Consider the following 13,535-nt stretch of genomic DNA (forward strand, 5'->3'; position numbering starts at 1 on the left):
CCTGACGCCGCCAGCCTTTCCAGGCGCTGGCCGCAATTTGATCCAGTCGGTATTACCGCTTATTAGGTGTAGGCAAATTCTGTGATCGGTGTAGTATGCGCACTTCTTGTTTCACACCTTCTGAGTTCAGAGGCTAAACACATGTCATGGCAACACTTCAAGCAAACCTGGTTAATTAAATTCTGGGCGCCGGCCCCTGCGGTGATCGCAGCCGGTATTCTCTCTACCTATTATTTTGGCATCACCGGCACGTTCTGGGCCGTGACGGGCGAATTTACCCGCTGGGGCGGGCAAATTTTGCAGCTTTTTGGCGTTCATGCCGAACAGTGGGGCTACTACAAGCTGATTCATCTGGAAGGTACGCCGCTGACGCGTATCGACGGCATGATGATCCTCGGCATGTTCGGCGGCTGTTTCGCCGCGGCGCTGTGGGCCAACAACGTAAAACTGCGTATGCCGCGCAGCCGAATCCGTATCGTACAGGCGGTGGTCGGAGGCATGATCGCTGGCTTCGGCGCGCGTCTGGCGATGGGGTGTAACCTGGCCGCCTTTTTTACCGGAATCCCGCAGTTCTCCCTACATTCGTGGTTCTTTGCGCTGGCGACCGCTATCGGCTCCTGGTTCGGCGCCCGCTTTACGTTGCTGCCGATATTTCGCATACCGGTGAAAATGCAAAAGGTCTCCGCGGCTTCGCCACTGACGCAGAAACCGGATCAGGCAAGACGGCGTTTCAGGCTCGGTATGCTGGTCTTTATCGGCATGATTGGCTGGGCGTTATTAACGGCAATGCATCAGCCGAAACTGGGGCTGGCGATGCTGTTCGGCGTCGGGTTTGGGCTGCTGATCGAGCGCGCGCAAATCTGCTTTACTTCGGCCTTTCGCGACCTGTGGATCTCCGGACGCGCCCATATGGCGAAAGCGATTATTTTCGGCATGGCGGTCAGCGCCATTGGTATTTTCAGCTACGTGCAGTTGGGCGTTGCACCTAAAATTATGTGGGCTGGCCCGAATGCGGTCATTGGCGGACTGCTGTTCGGTTTTGGCATCGTGCTGGCGGGCGGCTGCGAAACCGGCTGGATGTACCGCGCCGTAGAAGGCCAGGTGCATTATTGGTGGGTGGGCCTCGGCAATGTCATCGGTTCAACCATCCTGGCTTACTACTGGGATGATTTCGCGCCCGCGCTGGCGACCAGTTGGGATAAAGTTAACCTGCTGAATACCTTTGGTCCGCTGGGGGGTCTGCTGGTCACCTACCTGTTATTATTTGCCGCGCTGATGTTAATTATCGGCTGGGAAAAACGTTTTTTCCGCCGTGCGGGGCTGACGCCTGCTAAGGAATCTGTATGAAAAATATCGTCCCTGATTACCGTCTGGATATGGTTGGCGAACCTTGCCCGTACCCGGCGGTCGCCACTCTGGAAGCGATGCCGCAGCTAAAAAAAGGGGAGATCCTGGAAGTGGTGAGCGACTGTCCGCAGTCCATTAATAATATTCCACTGGATGCGCTCAATCACGGTTATACGGTGCTGGATATCCAACAGGATGGCCCGACAATTCGTTATCTGATTCAAAAATAAGCGCATACTCCCGCTGTACGTTACGGCGGGAGACCTTTTACGGCATAACCGGCAAAAATCTACAACGCATAAAAGAAATCAGACAAGGTCGTCTTGTGCGCCGTGGCATAAATCTATTATATAACGTATACCGTTTTAATTTTGTCTGAGCCGATGAAAAATCCAGGGTTATTTTAATCAAAACATAAAACAATTATTATTTTCCGTCTACGCCATAAAAGACTATCAGGTATTTATATTTTTACTCACTGACATCATCAGGTGATGATTTATTTATGCACAGCAGAAGCCAAAAAAATGATAAAAATTATTTTCATCTCCATTATTGGAGTCGTCTGTCTTGCCGCTGCCCGTTATTCACCCGTCACAGTGGCCAATGCACATCCGAGCGCCATTGCCCGCTGTCTCGCTGATAATCTGTCCCCGTATGGGTATATACTGGATCTCCATGAAACAGATATTCCAGGCATTAATAAAGAATTTACCGTGTATTATCGCAACGGCGCATATATTGCAGGAACATTCTGGATTGCAAACTCAATGACAATAGCGTCAGAACGAATAGTAGGAATGAATGGCGTCAGTAAACAGGCGTACCCTATTTTTAATAAGTCCCTGCAACAATGTGCAACCCGCTTATCAATAAAATGAGCGCGCCTCGCAAAAAACAAGCCCACATAATCACGCACTGGTTGCATGGGCGTCGCGTCCCCGTCGCTGACGTAGGTAAGCGCCCGGGAGTTCGCTGTGGATGTGTTGTCAGCCCTGGCTTAAACCTGCATAGACATCACTTCCTGATACGCGGCGACCAGCTTGTTGCGCACCTGAATCCCCATTTGCATGGAGACGGACGCTTTTTGCATATCGGCCATCACGTCATTAAGCGCAATGCCCGGCTCACCCAGAGTGAATTTTTCCGCCTGAACGCGCGCCGCCGTCTGTCTGTCGCTAATACGATCCAGCGCAGCATGTAGCTGGCCGGCAAAACTCACCGTCGACTGCGAGTGCGTGTCTTGCCCGCGCGCGGCCATCGCCGTCGCCTGTAACTGGCTAATAACCCCTTCAATCCCCTGTATTGCTGCCATGCTATTCCCCTGGATGATTTTTTACGCAGCAGAGATTACCAGTTTGTCAATAAGATAAAGGCGTTAAATAACGATAAAAAACCTCGGTTTTTAGCGCATAGAAAAATTCGAAACCACAAATAATGAGACCGTCAATTTTTCGAGTTTGCTGACCCGGGAGTGAGTCTTGTTCCACTTTGCAAAAAACGCCGTCCACGATCAGTCACGAGGTGCGAGATGAGTGCGACTGCATCGACTGCAACCCAACCTAAACCTCTCGAGTGGCTTAATCGCCTACGCGCGAATCCCCGAATTCCGTTAATTGTGGCGGGTTCCGCCGCCGTGGCGATCGTCGTTGCGATGGTGCTGTGGGCCAAAACGCCCGATTACCGCACGCTATTTAGCAACCTTTCCGATCAGGACGGCGGCGCGATCGTCGCGCAGTTGACCCAGATGAATATCCCCTATCGCTTTGCCAATGGCAGCGGCGCGATTGAAGTGCCCGCCGACAAAGTGCATGAACTGCGTCTGCGTCTGGCGCAGCAGGGGCTGCCTAAAGGCGGCGCGGTAGGCTTTGAACTGCTTGATCAGGAAAAATTCGGTATCAGCCAGTTCAGCGAGCAGGTGAATTATCAGCGCGCGCTGGAAGGTGAACTGGCCCGGACGATCGAGACGCTGGGTCCGGTAAAAAGCGCCCGCGTTCACCTGGCGATGCCAAAGCCGTCGCTATTTGTGCGGGAACAAAAATCCCCTTCCGCCTCCGTCACCGTCACACTGGAACCGGGCCGGGCGCTGGATGAAGGACAAATTAGCGCCGTGGTACATCTGGTTTCCAGCGCTGTCGCCGGTTTGCCGCCAGGAAACGTCACTCTGGTCGATCAATCCGGTCATCTGCTCACGCAATCCAATACCAGCGGTCGCGACCTTAATGACGCGCAATTAAAATTTGCTAATGATGTGGAAAGCCGCATCCAACGCCGTATCGAAGCCATTCTGTCGCCTATCGTCGGGAACGGTAATGTTCACGCTCAGGTAACCGCCCAGTTGGATTTTGCCAATAAAGAACAGACGGAAGAGCACTACAGCCCGAACGGCGATGCGTCGAAGGCCACTCTGCGTTCACGTCAGTTGAATATTAGCGAACAGGTAGGCGCGGGCTATCCCGGCGGCGTGCCTGGCGCGCTGTCGAACCAACCAGCGCCGCCTAACGAGGCGCCGATCGCCACGCCGCCGACCAATCAACAAAACGCGCAGAATACGCCACAAACCAGCACCAGTAACAACAGTAACAACGCTGGCCCGCGCAGTACACAGCGTAATGAAACCAGTAACTACGAAGTGGACCGCACCATTCGTCACACCAAAATGAATGTGGGCGATATTGAGCGCCTCTCCGTGGCCGTCGTGGTGAATTACAAAACGCTGGCGGATGGCAAACCGCTGCCATTGACCGCCGATCAGATGAAACAGATCGAGGATTTAACCCGTGAAGCGATGGGTTTTTCTGATAAACGCGGCGATACGCTAAACGTGGTGAATTCACCGTTTAGCGCAGTGGATAACACCGGCGGCGAACTGCCCTTCTGGCAACAGCAGTCCTTTATCGATCAGTTGCTCGCGGCAGGTCGCTGGTTACTGGTGCTGGTGGTGGCCTGGATTCTGTGGCGCAAAGCGGTACGTCCGCAGTTGACGCGCCGCGTTGAAGAAGCGAAAGCGGCGCAGGAACAGGCACAGGTTCGCCAGGAAACCGAAGAAGCCGTGGAAGTACGCCTTAGCAAAGACGAGCAGCTCCAGCAACGCCGAGCTAACCAGCGTCTGGGCGCCGAGGTGATGAGCCAGCGTATTCGCGAAATGTCAGACAACGATCCGCGCGTGGTGGCGCTGGTCATTCGCCAGTGGATGAGTAACGATCATGAGTAATCTTAGCGGTACCGATAAAAGCGTCATTTTGTTGATGACCATTGGCGAAGACCGGGCGGCAGAGGTGTTTAAACACCTCTCCACCCGCGAAGTGCAGGCGCTAAGTACGGCGATGGCTAACGTGCGTCAGATCTCCAACAAACAACTGACGGACGTACTATCAGAGTTTGAGCAAGAAGCGGAGCAGTTCGCCGCGCTGAATATCAACGCCAACGAATACCTGCGCTCCGTACTGGTTAAAGCGCTGGGCGAAGAACGCGCCTCCAGCCTGCTGGAAGATATTCTGGAAACGCGCGATACCACCAGCGGTATCGAAACGCTCAACTTTATGGAACCGCAGAGCGCCGCCGACCTGATTCGCGACGAACACCCGCAGATTATCGCCACCATTCTGGTCCACCTTAAACGCAGTCAGGCCGCCGATATTCTGGCGCTGTTTGACGAACGACTGCGTCATGATGTGATGCTGCGTATCGCGACATTTGGCGGCGTACAGCCGGCGGCGCTGGCGGAATTGACCGAAGTGCTGAATGGCCTGCTCGACGGTCAGAACCTGAAACGCAGTAAAATGGGCGGCGTAAGAACCGCGGCGGAAATTATCAACCTGATGAAAACGCAGCAGGAAGAAGCGGTTATTACCGCTGTGCGCGAATTCGACGGCGAACTGGCGCAGAAAATCATCGACGAGATGTTCCTGTTCGAAAATCTGGTGGATGTGGACGATCGCAGTATCCAGCGTCTGTTGCAGGAAGTGGATTCCGAATCGCTGCTGATCGCTCTGAAAGGCGCCGAACCGCCATTACGCGAGAAGTTCCTGCGCAATATGTCCCAGCGCGCCGCCGATATCCTGCGCGACGACCTTGCCAACCGTGGCCCGGTTCGTCTGTCTCAGGTGGAAAACGAGCAGAAAGCGATTCTGCTTATTGTGCGTCGTCTGGCGGAAACCGGCGAAATGGTGATTGGCAGCGGCGAGGATACCTATGTCTAATGAATTGCCGTGGCAAGTCTGGACCCCCGACGATCTCGCCCCGCCGCCAGAAACGTTTGTGCCGGTTGAGGCTGATAACGTGACCTTGACAGAAGATACGCCGGAGCCCGAACTCACTGCCGAACAGCAGCTGGAGCAGGAGCTGGCGCAGCTAAAAATACAGGCCCATGAACAAGGTTATAACGCCGGGCTGGCGGAGGGACGGCAAAAAGGACACGCGCAGGGATACCAGGAAGGGTTAGCGCAGGGGCTGGAGCAAGGACAAGCCCAGGCGCAGACGCAGCAGGCGCCGATTCATGCCCGTATGCAGCAGTTAGTGAGCGAGTTTCAGAACACGCTTGACGCGCTCGATAGCGTTATCGCCTCACGGCTGATGCAAATGGCCCTGGAGGCCGCACGTCAGGTCATCGGCCAAACGCCGGCGGTGGACAACTCGGCGCTGATTAAACAGATCCAACAACTGTTGCAGCAAGAGCCGCTCTTTAGCGGCAAGCCGCAGTTGCGCGTGCATCCGGACGACTTACAGCGGGTGGAAGAGATGCTGGGCGCCACGCTCAGTCTTCACGGATGGCGGTTACGCGGCGATCCAACGTTGCATCACGGCGGGTGTAAAGTCTCTGCCGATGAGGGCGATCTGGACGCCAGCGTCGCTACTCGCTGGCAAGAGTTGTGTCGCCTGGCGGCGCCGGGAGTGCTCTGATGACCACGCGCCTGACCCGCTGGCTTACCGCGCTCGACAACTTTGAAGCCAAAATGGCGTTATTGCCGGCGGTGCGTCGTTATGGACGTTTAACCCGCGCCACTGGCCTGGTACTGGAGGCCACCGGTCTCCAGCTTCCGCTGGGCGCCACCTGCATTATTGAGCGCCAGGACGGCCCTGAAACCAAAGAGGTGGAATCGGAAGTCGTCGGTTTTAACGGCCAGCGTCTGTTTTTAATGCCGCTGGAAGAGGTCGAAGGCATTCTGCCCGGTGCCCGCGTTTACGCCCGTAACGGACATGGCGACGGTCTGCAAAGCGGCAAACAGCTACCGCTCGGCCCGGCCCTGCTTGGTCGGGTGCTGGATGGCGGCGGTAAACCGCTCGACGGACTGCCTGCGCCGGATACGCTGGAAACCGGCGCGTTAATCACGCCGCCGTTTAACCCGCTACAGCGAACGCCAATCGAACATGTGCTGGATACCGGCGTACGCGCTATCAACGCGTTGTTAACCGTAGGGCGCGGTCAGCGTATGGGACTCTTTGCCGGTTCCGGCGTTGGTAAATCGGTTCTGCTTGGCATGATGGCGCGCTACACGCGGGCGGACGTGATTGTCGTGGGACTTATCGGCGAACGTGGCCGCGAAGTTAAAGATTTTATCGAAAATATTCTCGGCCCCGACGGTCGCGCGCGTTCGGTGGTGATTGCCGCCCCGGCGGATGTTTCGCCGCTGCTGCGAATGCAGGGCGCCGCCTATGCCACCCGCATCGCCGAAGACTTTCGCGATCGCGGACAGCATGTGTTGCTGATTATGGATTCGCTGACGCGCTATGCGATGGCGCAGCGTGAAATTGCGCTGGCAATCGGCGAACCGCCAGCCACCAAAGGTTATCCGCCCTCGGTGTTCGCAAAGCTGCCGGCGCTGGTCGAGCGTGCCGGTAATGGCATCCATGGCGGCGGCTCTATCACCGCGTTTTATACCGTGTTGACCGAGGGGGACGACCAACAAGATCCCATTGCCGACTCGGCACGCGCAATCCTCGACGGGCACATTGTCTTGTCCCGCCGTCTGGCGGAGGCCGGGCACTATCCGGCCATTGATATCGAGGCGTCAATCAGCCGGGCGATGACCGCGCTCATTACCGAGCAGCACTATGCGCGGGTACGGCTATTTAAACAGTTGCTTTCCAGTTTCCAGCGTAACCGCGATCTGGTCAGCGTCGGCGCTTATGCCAAAGGTAGCGATCCAATGCTTGATAAAGCCATTACCTTATGGCCGCAACTGGAAGCGTTTTTACAGCAAGGCATTTTTGAACGGGCCGACTGGGAGGACTCTCTGCAGGCGCTCGATTTAATTTTCCCGACGGTGTGATAAAGCAGGAGGGCGACGATCATGGCACAACATGGCGCTCTGGAAACACTCAAAGATCTGGCCGAAAAAGAGGTAGATGACGCGGCGCGTTTACTGGGCGAAATGCGTCGCGGCTGCCAACAGGCGGAAGAACAGCTCAAAATGCTGATCGATTATCAGAATGAGTATCGCAGTAATTTGAACACCGATATGGGCAACGGCATCGCCAGTAATCGCTGGATCAACTATCAGCAGTTTATTCAGACACTGGAAAAGGCGATAGAGCAGCATCGCCTCCAGCTTACGCAGTGGACGCAAAAAGTCGACCTGGCGCTGAAGAGCTGGCGTGAGAAAAAGCAGCGACTTCAGGCCTGGCAAACCTTACAGGACCGACAAACCGCGGCAGCGCTGTTAGCTGAAAACCGCATGGATCAGAAAAAGATGGATGAATTTGCTCAGCGTGCAGCAATGAGGAAACCCGAATGATCACCCTGCCCCAACTGATCACCACCGATACCGACATGACCGCGGGTCTGACGTCAGGAAAAACCACCGGTTCAGCCGAGGACTTTCTGGCGCTCCTGGCGGGCGCGTTAGGCGCAGACGGCGCACAGGGCAAAGACGCCCGCATCACGCTGGCCGATTTACAGGCGGCAGGCGGCAAGTTATCGAAAGAGCTACTGACCCAACATGGCGAGCCGGGCCAGGCGGTGAAGCTTGCCGACCTGCTGGCGCAAAAAGCGAATGCGACGGATGAAACGCTTACCGATCTGACACAAGCGCAGCATCTACTGTCTACGCTAACGCCATCGTTGAAAACCAGCGCTCTGGCCGCATTGAGTAAAACGGCGCAGCATGATGAGAAAACGCCCGCGCTGAGCGATGAGGATCTTGCCAGTCTGAGCGCCTTATTCGCCATGCTGCCCGGACAACCTGTCGCGACGCCTGTCGCCGGAGAGACGCCGGATGAAAATCACATCGCCTTGCCGTCACTGTTGCGCGGCGACATGCCATCGGCGCCGCAGGAAGAGACACATACGCTCTCTTTTAGCGAGCATGAAAAAGGGAAAACCGAGGCGTCGCTTGCGCGCGCCAGCGACGATCGCGCCACGGGTCCAGCACTGACGCCGCTGGTGGTTGCTGCCGCCGCGACCAGCGCGAAAGTGGAGGTGGATAGCCCGCCCGCGCCAGTAACGCATGGCGCGGCAATGCCGACGCTCAGCAGCGCCACGGCGCAACCGCAACCGCTACCTGTCGCCTCAGCCCCGGTACTCAGCGCGCCGTTAGGCAGCCATGAATGGCAGCAAACGTTCAGTCAGCAGGTCATGTTATTTACGCGTCAGGGACAGCAAAGCGCGCAGCTTCGATTGCATCCGGAAGAGTTAGGTCAGGTGCATATTTCGCTCAAGCTGGATGACAATCAGGCGCAGCTCCAGATGGTATCGCCGCACAGCCATGTCCGCGCCGCGCTGGAAGCCGCCCTGCCCATGTTGCGCACTCAGTTGGCGGAAAGCGGCATTCAGTTGGGACAAAGCAGCATCAGTAGCGAAAGCTTTGCCGGACAGCAGCAGTCTTCATCGCAACAACAGTCTTCCCGCGCCCAACACACGGACGCGTTTGGCGCTGAAGATGACATAGCGTTAGCGGCGCCGGCCTCGCTTCAGGCCGCCGCGCGCGGCAATGGCGCAGTGGATATCTTCGCCTAACGCCAGAGGTAGCATGATTATCCGCGTCTTTTCCACGCTTTGTCGTGGACAGGACACGGGATAATCAGCCAATAAGCAGTACCGAAACAGGAAGCCCGTATCAGATGACTGACTCCGCGATTAACAAAAAGAGCAAACGCTCGATTTGGATACCTTTGCTGGTGTTGATTACCCTCGCCGCCTGCGCGACCGCCGGTTATAGCTACTGGCGTATGCAGCAGCAACCGACCACGAACGCTAAAGCGGAACCGGCTCCGCCGCCCGCGCCGGTATTTTTTGCGCTGGATACGTTTACCGTCAATCTGGGCGATGCGGATCGCGTGTTGTATATCGGCGTGACCCTGCGTCTGAAAGACGAAGCGACGCGCGCGCGATTAAATGAATATCTGCCGGAAGTGCGCAGCCGTCTGCTGTTGTTGTTTTCCCGTCAGAATGCCGCCGAGCTCTCAACAGAAGCTGGCAAACAAAAACTGATTGCCGCCATTAAAGAGACACTGGCCGCGCCGCTCGTTGCCGGACAACCAAAACAGGTCGTCACTGACGTGCTTTATACAGCTTTTATTCTGCGGTAACGATATGGGCGATAGTATTCTTTCTCAGGCTGAAATCGATGCGCTGTTGAACGGCGACAGCGACACCAAAGACGAACCCACTCCCGGTATCGCAAGCGATAGCGATATTCGCCCTTACGATCCCAATACCCAGCGTCGCGTCGTGCGTGAACGCTTGCAGGCGCTGGAGATTATTAACGAGCGTTTCGCACGCCAGTTCCGGATGGGATTATTTAACCTGCTGCGCCGCAGCCCGGATATTACCGTGGGTGCCATACGTATTCAGCCGTATCACGAATTTGCGCGTAACCTGCCGGTACCGACCAACCTGAACCTGATCCACCTGAAGCCGCTACGCGGCACCGGGCTGGTGGTGTTCTCGCCGAGTCTGGTGTTTATTGCCGTCGATAACTTGTTCGGCGGCGACGGCCGTTTTCCGACCAAAGTCGAGGGCCGCGAGTTTACCCATACGGAACAGCGTGTCATCAACCGTATGCTGAAACTGGCGCTGGAAGGCTATAGCGACGCATGGAAAGCCATTAATCCGCTGGAAGTGGAGTATGTGCGTTCCGAAATGCAGGTGAAATTTACCAATATCACTACCTCGCCGAACGATATCGTCGTCAATACGCCGTTTCATGTGGAGATCGGCAATCTGACCGGTGAATTTAACATCTGTCTGCCATTTAGCATGATCGAGCCGCTGCGTGAGCTGTTGGTGAATCCGCCGCTGGAAAACTCGCGCCATGAAGATCAGAACTGGCGTGATAACCTGGTACGCCAGGTTCAGCACTCTGAACTGGAGCTGGTGGCCAATTTTGCCGATATTCCGTTACGTCTTTCCCAGATTTTGAAGCTGAAACCCGGCGATGTACTGCCGATTGAAAAACCCGACCGCATTATTGCTCATGTGGACGGCGTTCCGGTACTCACCAGCCAATATGGCACCGTAAACGGACAGTATGCGCTACGCGTAGAACATTTGATCAACCCAATTTTGAATTCGCTGAATGAGGAACAGCCCAAATGAGTGACATGAATAATCCGTCCGATGAGAATACTGGCGCATTGGATGATCTGTGGGCTGACGCGTTAAACGAGCAAAAAGCGACCACCACTAAAAGCGCCGCCGACGCGGTTTTCCAACAGCTTGGCGGCGGCGATGTCAGCGGTGCTATGCAGGATATCGATCTGATTATGGATATCCCGGTCAAACTGACCGTAGAGCTGGGCCGCACGCGAATGACCATTAAAGAACTGCTGCGTCTGACGCAGGGGTCGGTCGTCGCGCTGGACGGGCTGGCGGGCGAGCCGCTGGATATCCTGATTAATGGCTACCTGATTGCCCAGGGTGAAGTGGTCGTCGTGGCGGATAAATACGGCGTACGTATCACCGATATTATTACGCCATCCGAGCGTATGCGTCGTTTGAGTCGTTAATGATGAAGACAGAAGCCACGGTTTCTCAGCCCACCGCGCCAGCCGGATCGCCGCTCATGCAGGTGAGCGGCGCATTAATTGGCATTATTGCGCTCATTCTGGCGGCGGCCTGGGTGATTAAGCGTATGGGATTCGCGCCAAAAGGAAATAGCGTCCGGGGACTGAAGGTGTCAGCCAGCGCCTCGCTTGGCCCGCGCGAACGCGTGGTGATTGTCGAGGTCGAAAATGCGCACCTGGTACTGGGCGTGACCGCCTCGCAGATCAACCTGCTGCACACCCTGCCGCCCGCGGAGAATGACACGGAAGCACCCGTTGCCCCACCGGCGGATTTCCAGAACATGATGAAGAGCTTACTCAAGCGTTCCGGGAGATCCTGATGCGCCGTTTGTTATTCCTTTCTCTGGCGGGTCTGTGGCTTTTTAGTCCCGCCGCTGCTGCGCAACTGCCGGGGCTTATCAGCCAACCATTAGCGGGCGGAGGCCAAAGCTGGTCATTATCCGTCCAGACGCTGGTTTTCATCACCTCGCTGACGTTTCTGCCGGCGATTTTACTGATGATGACGAGCTTCACGCGTATCATCATTGTTTTTGGCCTGTTGCGTAACGCGCTGGGCACGCCCTCGGCACCGCCAAATCAGGTGTTACTCGGGCTGGCGTTGTTTTTGACCTTTTTTATTATGTCGCCCGTCATTGACAAGATTTACGTGGACGCTTACCAGCCGTTTAGCGAGCAGAAAATTTCTATGCAAGAAGCGCTGGATAAAGGCGCGCAACCGTTACGCGCGTTCATGCTGCGCCAAACCCGCGAAGCCGATCTGGCGCTGTTTGCCCGTCTGGCCAATAGCGGTCCGTTACAGGGACCGGAAGCAGTACCGATGCGTATCCTCCTGCCCGCTTATGTCACCAGCGAATTAAAGACGGCGTTTCAGATCGGTTTTACGATTTTCATCCCTTTTTTGATTATCGACCTGGTGATCGCCAGCGTATTGATGGCGTTAGGGATGATGATGGTGCCGCCAGCGACAATCGCCCTACCGTTTAAGCTGATGCTGTTTGTGCTGGTCGATGGTTGGCAATTGCTTGTGGGGTCGCTGGCCCAAAGCTTTTACAGTTAGAGGCGCAAAATGACTCCTGAATCCGTCATGATGATGGGCACCGAGGCGATGAAAGTCGCTCTCGCCCTGGCTGCGCCGCTGTTACTCGTCGCGCTGATTACCGGCCTCATTATCAGCATCTTACAGGCCGCGACTCAGATTAATGAAATGACGCTGTCGTTTATCCCTAAAATCGTCGCGGTATTCATCGCAATTATCGTTGCCGGCCCGTGGATGCTCAACCTGCTGCTGGACTACGTACGCACTCTGTTCAGCAATTTACCTTATATCATCGGATAAACAGAACGATGATTCAGGTTACAAGCGAGCAATGGCTATACTGGCTGCATCTCTATTTCTGGCCTTTGCTGCGCGTACTGGCGCTGATTTCAACGGCGCCCATTCTCAGCGAGCGCGCTATTCCCAAGCGGGTAAAGCTGGGGTTGGGAATAATGATTACCCTCGTTATCGCGCCGTCGCTACCGGCAAACGATACGCCGCTTTTTTCTATTGCCGCCTTATGGCTGGCGATGCAACAAATTCTGATCGGTATTGCGCTGGGATTTACCATGCAATTCGCCTTTGCGGCGGTGCGTACCGCAGGTGAGTTTATCGGTCTGCAAATGGGGCTTTCCTTTGCCACCTTCATCGACCCGGGCAGCCACCTGAATATGCCGGTTCTGGCGCGTATTATGGATATGCTCGCCATGCTACTGTTTCTCACCTTTAATGGCCATTTGTGGCTTATTTCGCTGCTGGTCGATACCTTCCACACCCTGCCCATCGGTAGTAACCCGGTGAACAGTAATGCATTTATGGCGCTCGCCAGGGCCGGAGGGCTCATTTTCTTAAACGGACTGATGCTGGCATTGCCGGTCATTACCCTCCTGCTTACGCTCAACCTGGCGCTGGGGCTATTAAACCGCATGGCGCCGCAGCTCTCGATATTTGTTATCGGTTTTCCGCTTACCCTCACCGTCGGCATTATGCTGATGGCCGCGCTAATGCCATTAATTGCGCCGTTTTGCGAACATTTATTCAGCGAAATTTTCAATTTGCTTGCTGATATTGTTAGCGAGATGCCGATAAATAATAACCCATAATTTTTATCCTGTTTTACTAAGGTTTATCCGAAAATAAATTTTAA

The 13,535-nt window shown here is 55.3% G+C and carries 17 protein-coding genes; 16 read left to right on the forward strand and 1 reads right to left on the reverse strand.

Annotated features, from left to right (window positions below; genetic code table 11):
- Window positions 1-141: 141 nt before the first annotated feature.
- From yedE to ACFK9X_RS14160, 3 genes are all read left to right on the forward strand, one after another.
- Entirely contained in the window at window positions 142-1,347 is a 1,206-nt protein-coding gene (gene yedE / locus ACFK9X_RS14150; protein WP_151116788.1) for a selenium metabolism membrane protein YedE/FdhT, read from the forward strand.
- Entirely contained in the window at window positions 1,344-1,577 is a 234-nt protein-coding gene (yedF, locus tag ACFK9X_RS14155; RefSeq protein ID WP_052975288.1) for a sulfurtransferase-like selenium metabolism protein YedF, read from the forward strand. Before yedE ends, yedF begins: the two co-directional genes overlap by 4 nt.
- A 264-nt stretch (window positions 1,578-1,841) precedes the next feature.
- Window positions 1,842-2,228: a hypothetical protein gene (locus ACFK9X_RS14160; RefSeq protein ID WP_151117946.1), complete on the forward strand. Its 387-nt coding sequence runs from the start codon at window positions 1,842-1,844 to the stop codon at window positions 2,226-2,228.
- A gap of 119 nt (window positions 2,229-2,347) precedes the next feature.
- Here the strand turns inward: ACFK9X_RS14160 and fliE are convergent, their stop codons facing one another.
- Entirely contained in the window at window positions 2,348-2,662 is a 315-nt protein-coding gene (gene fliE, locus ACFK9X_RS14165) for a flagellar hook-basal body complex protein FliE (protein WP_000719037.1), read from the reverse strand.
- A 216-nt stretch (window positions 2,663-2,878) separates the two neighbouring features.
- Here fliE and fliF point away from each other — a divergent pair, with 216 nt between their 5' ends.
- The 13 genes from fliF (at window position 2,879) to fliR (ending at window position 13,491) form a co-directional block, all read left to right on the forward strand.
- Window positions 2,879-4,561, forward strand: coding sequence for a flagellar basal-body MS-ring/collar protein FliF (gene fliF, locus ACFK9X_RS14170; protein ID WP_020839261.1), 1,683 nt, complete (start codon window positions 2,879-2,881; stop codon window positions 4,559-4,561).
- Window positions 4,554-5,549 carry a flagellar motor switch protein FliG gene (gene fliG, locus ACFK9X_RS14175; RefSeq protein WP_000067735.1) on the forward strand — a complete coding sequence of 332 codons (996 nt, stop codon included), beginning with the start codon at window positions 4,554-4,556 and terminating at the stop codon, window positions 5,547-5,549. Before fliF ends, fliG begins: the two co-directional genes overlap by 8 nt.
- Window positions 5,542-6,249, forward strand: coding sequence for a flagellar assembly protein FliH (gene fliH, locus ACFK9X_RS14180; protein WP_000064163.1), 708 nt, complete (start codon window positions 5,542-5,544; stop codon window positions 6,247-6,249). The genes fliG and fliH overlap by 8 nt, the downstream gene beginning before the upstream one ends.
- The gene (gene fliI / locus ACFK9X_RS14185) at window positions 6,249-7,619 is read left to right on the forward strand and encodes a flagellar protein export ATPase FliI (protein ID WP_000213257.1); all 1,371 of its coding nucleotides are present in this window, start codon (window positions 6,249-6,251) and stop codon (window positions 7,617-7,619) included. Before fliH ends, fliI begins: the two co-directional genes overlap by 1 nt.
- A 21-nt stretch (window positions 7,620-7,640) precedes the next feature.
- Window positions 7,641-8,084: a flagellar export protein FliJ gene (gene fliJ, locus ACFK9X_RS14190; RefSeq protein WP_000046981.1), complete on the forward strand. Its 444-nt coding sequence runs from the start codon at window positions 7,641-7,643 to the stop codon at window positions 8,082-8,084.
- The gene (gene fliK, locus ACFK9X_RS14195) at window positions 8,081-9,304 is read left to right on the forward strand and encodes a flagellar hook length control protein FliK (protein WP_151116790.1); all 1,224 of its coding nucleotides are present in this window, start codon (window positions 8,081-8,083) and stop codon (window positions 9,302-9,304) included. The genes fliJ and fliK overlap by 4 nt, the downstream gene beginning before the upstream one ends.
- A 104-nt stretch (window positions 9,305-9,408) precedes the next feature.
- A complete protein-coding gene (gene fliL, locus ACFK9X_RS14200; protein WP_000132169.1) occupies window positions 9,409-9,876 on the forward strand; it encodes a flagellar basal body-associated protein FliL in 468 nt (155 codons plus the stop codon).
- Window positions 9,877-9,880: 4 nt separating this feature from the next.
- The gene (gene fliM / locus ACFK9X_RS14205; RefSeq protein ID WP_000502811.1) at window positions 9,881-10,885 is read left to right on the forward strand and encodes a flagellar motor switch protein FliM; all 1,005 of its coding nucleotides are present in this window, start codon (window positions 9,881-9,883) and stop codon (window positions 10,883-10,885) included.
- The gene (fliN, locus tag ACFK9X_RS14210; protein WP_001282115.1) at window positions 10,882-11,295 is read left to right on the forward strand and encodes a flagellar motor switch protein FliN; all 414 of its coding nucleotides are present in this window, start codon (window positions 10,882-10,884) and stop codon (window positions 11,293-11,295) included. The genes fliM and fliN overlap by 4 nt, the downstream gene beginning before the upstream one ends.
- Complete coding sequence (fliO, locus tag ACFK9X_RS14215; protein ID WP_151116792.1) at window positions 11,295-11,672, forward strand: flagellar biosynthetic protein FliO; 378 nt, start codon at window positions 11,295-11,297, stop codon at window positions 11,670-11,672. The genes fliN and fliO overlap by 1 nt, the downstream gene beginning before the upstream one ends.
- Window positions 11,672-12,409 carry a flagellar type III secretion system pore protein FliP gene (fliP, locus tag ACFK9X_RS14220; protein ID WP_001253411.1) on the forward strand — a complete coding sequence of 246 codons (738 nt, stop codon included), beginning with the start codon at window positions 11,672-11,674 and terminating at the stop codon, window positions 12,407-12,409. The genes fliO and fliP overlap by 1 nt, the downstream gene beginning before the upstream one ends.
- Window positions 12,410-12,418: 9 nt before the next feature.
- Entirely contained in the window at window positions 12,419-12,688 is a 270-nt protein-coding gene (fliQ, locus tag ACFK9X_RS14225; protein WP_000187355.1) for a flagellar biosynthesis protein FliQ, read from the forward strand.
- An 8-nt stretch (window positions 12,689-12,696) separates the two neighbouring features.
- A complete protein-coding gene (fliR, locus tag ACFK9X_RS14230; protein WP_151116794.1) occupies window positions 12,697-13,491 on the forward strand; it encodes a flagellar biosynthetic protein FliR in 795 nt (264 codons plus the stop codon).
- Window positions 13,492-13,535: the final 44 nt, after the last annotated feature.

Origin of the sequence: Salmonella sp. WC3, assembly GCF_042932255.1 — a bacterium.
GTDB lineage: Bacteria > Pseudomonadota > Gammaproteobacteria > Enterobacterales > Enterobacteriaceae > Salmonella > Salmonella enterica.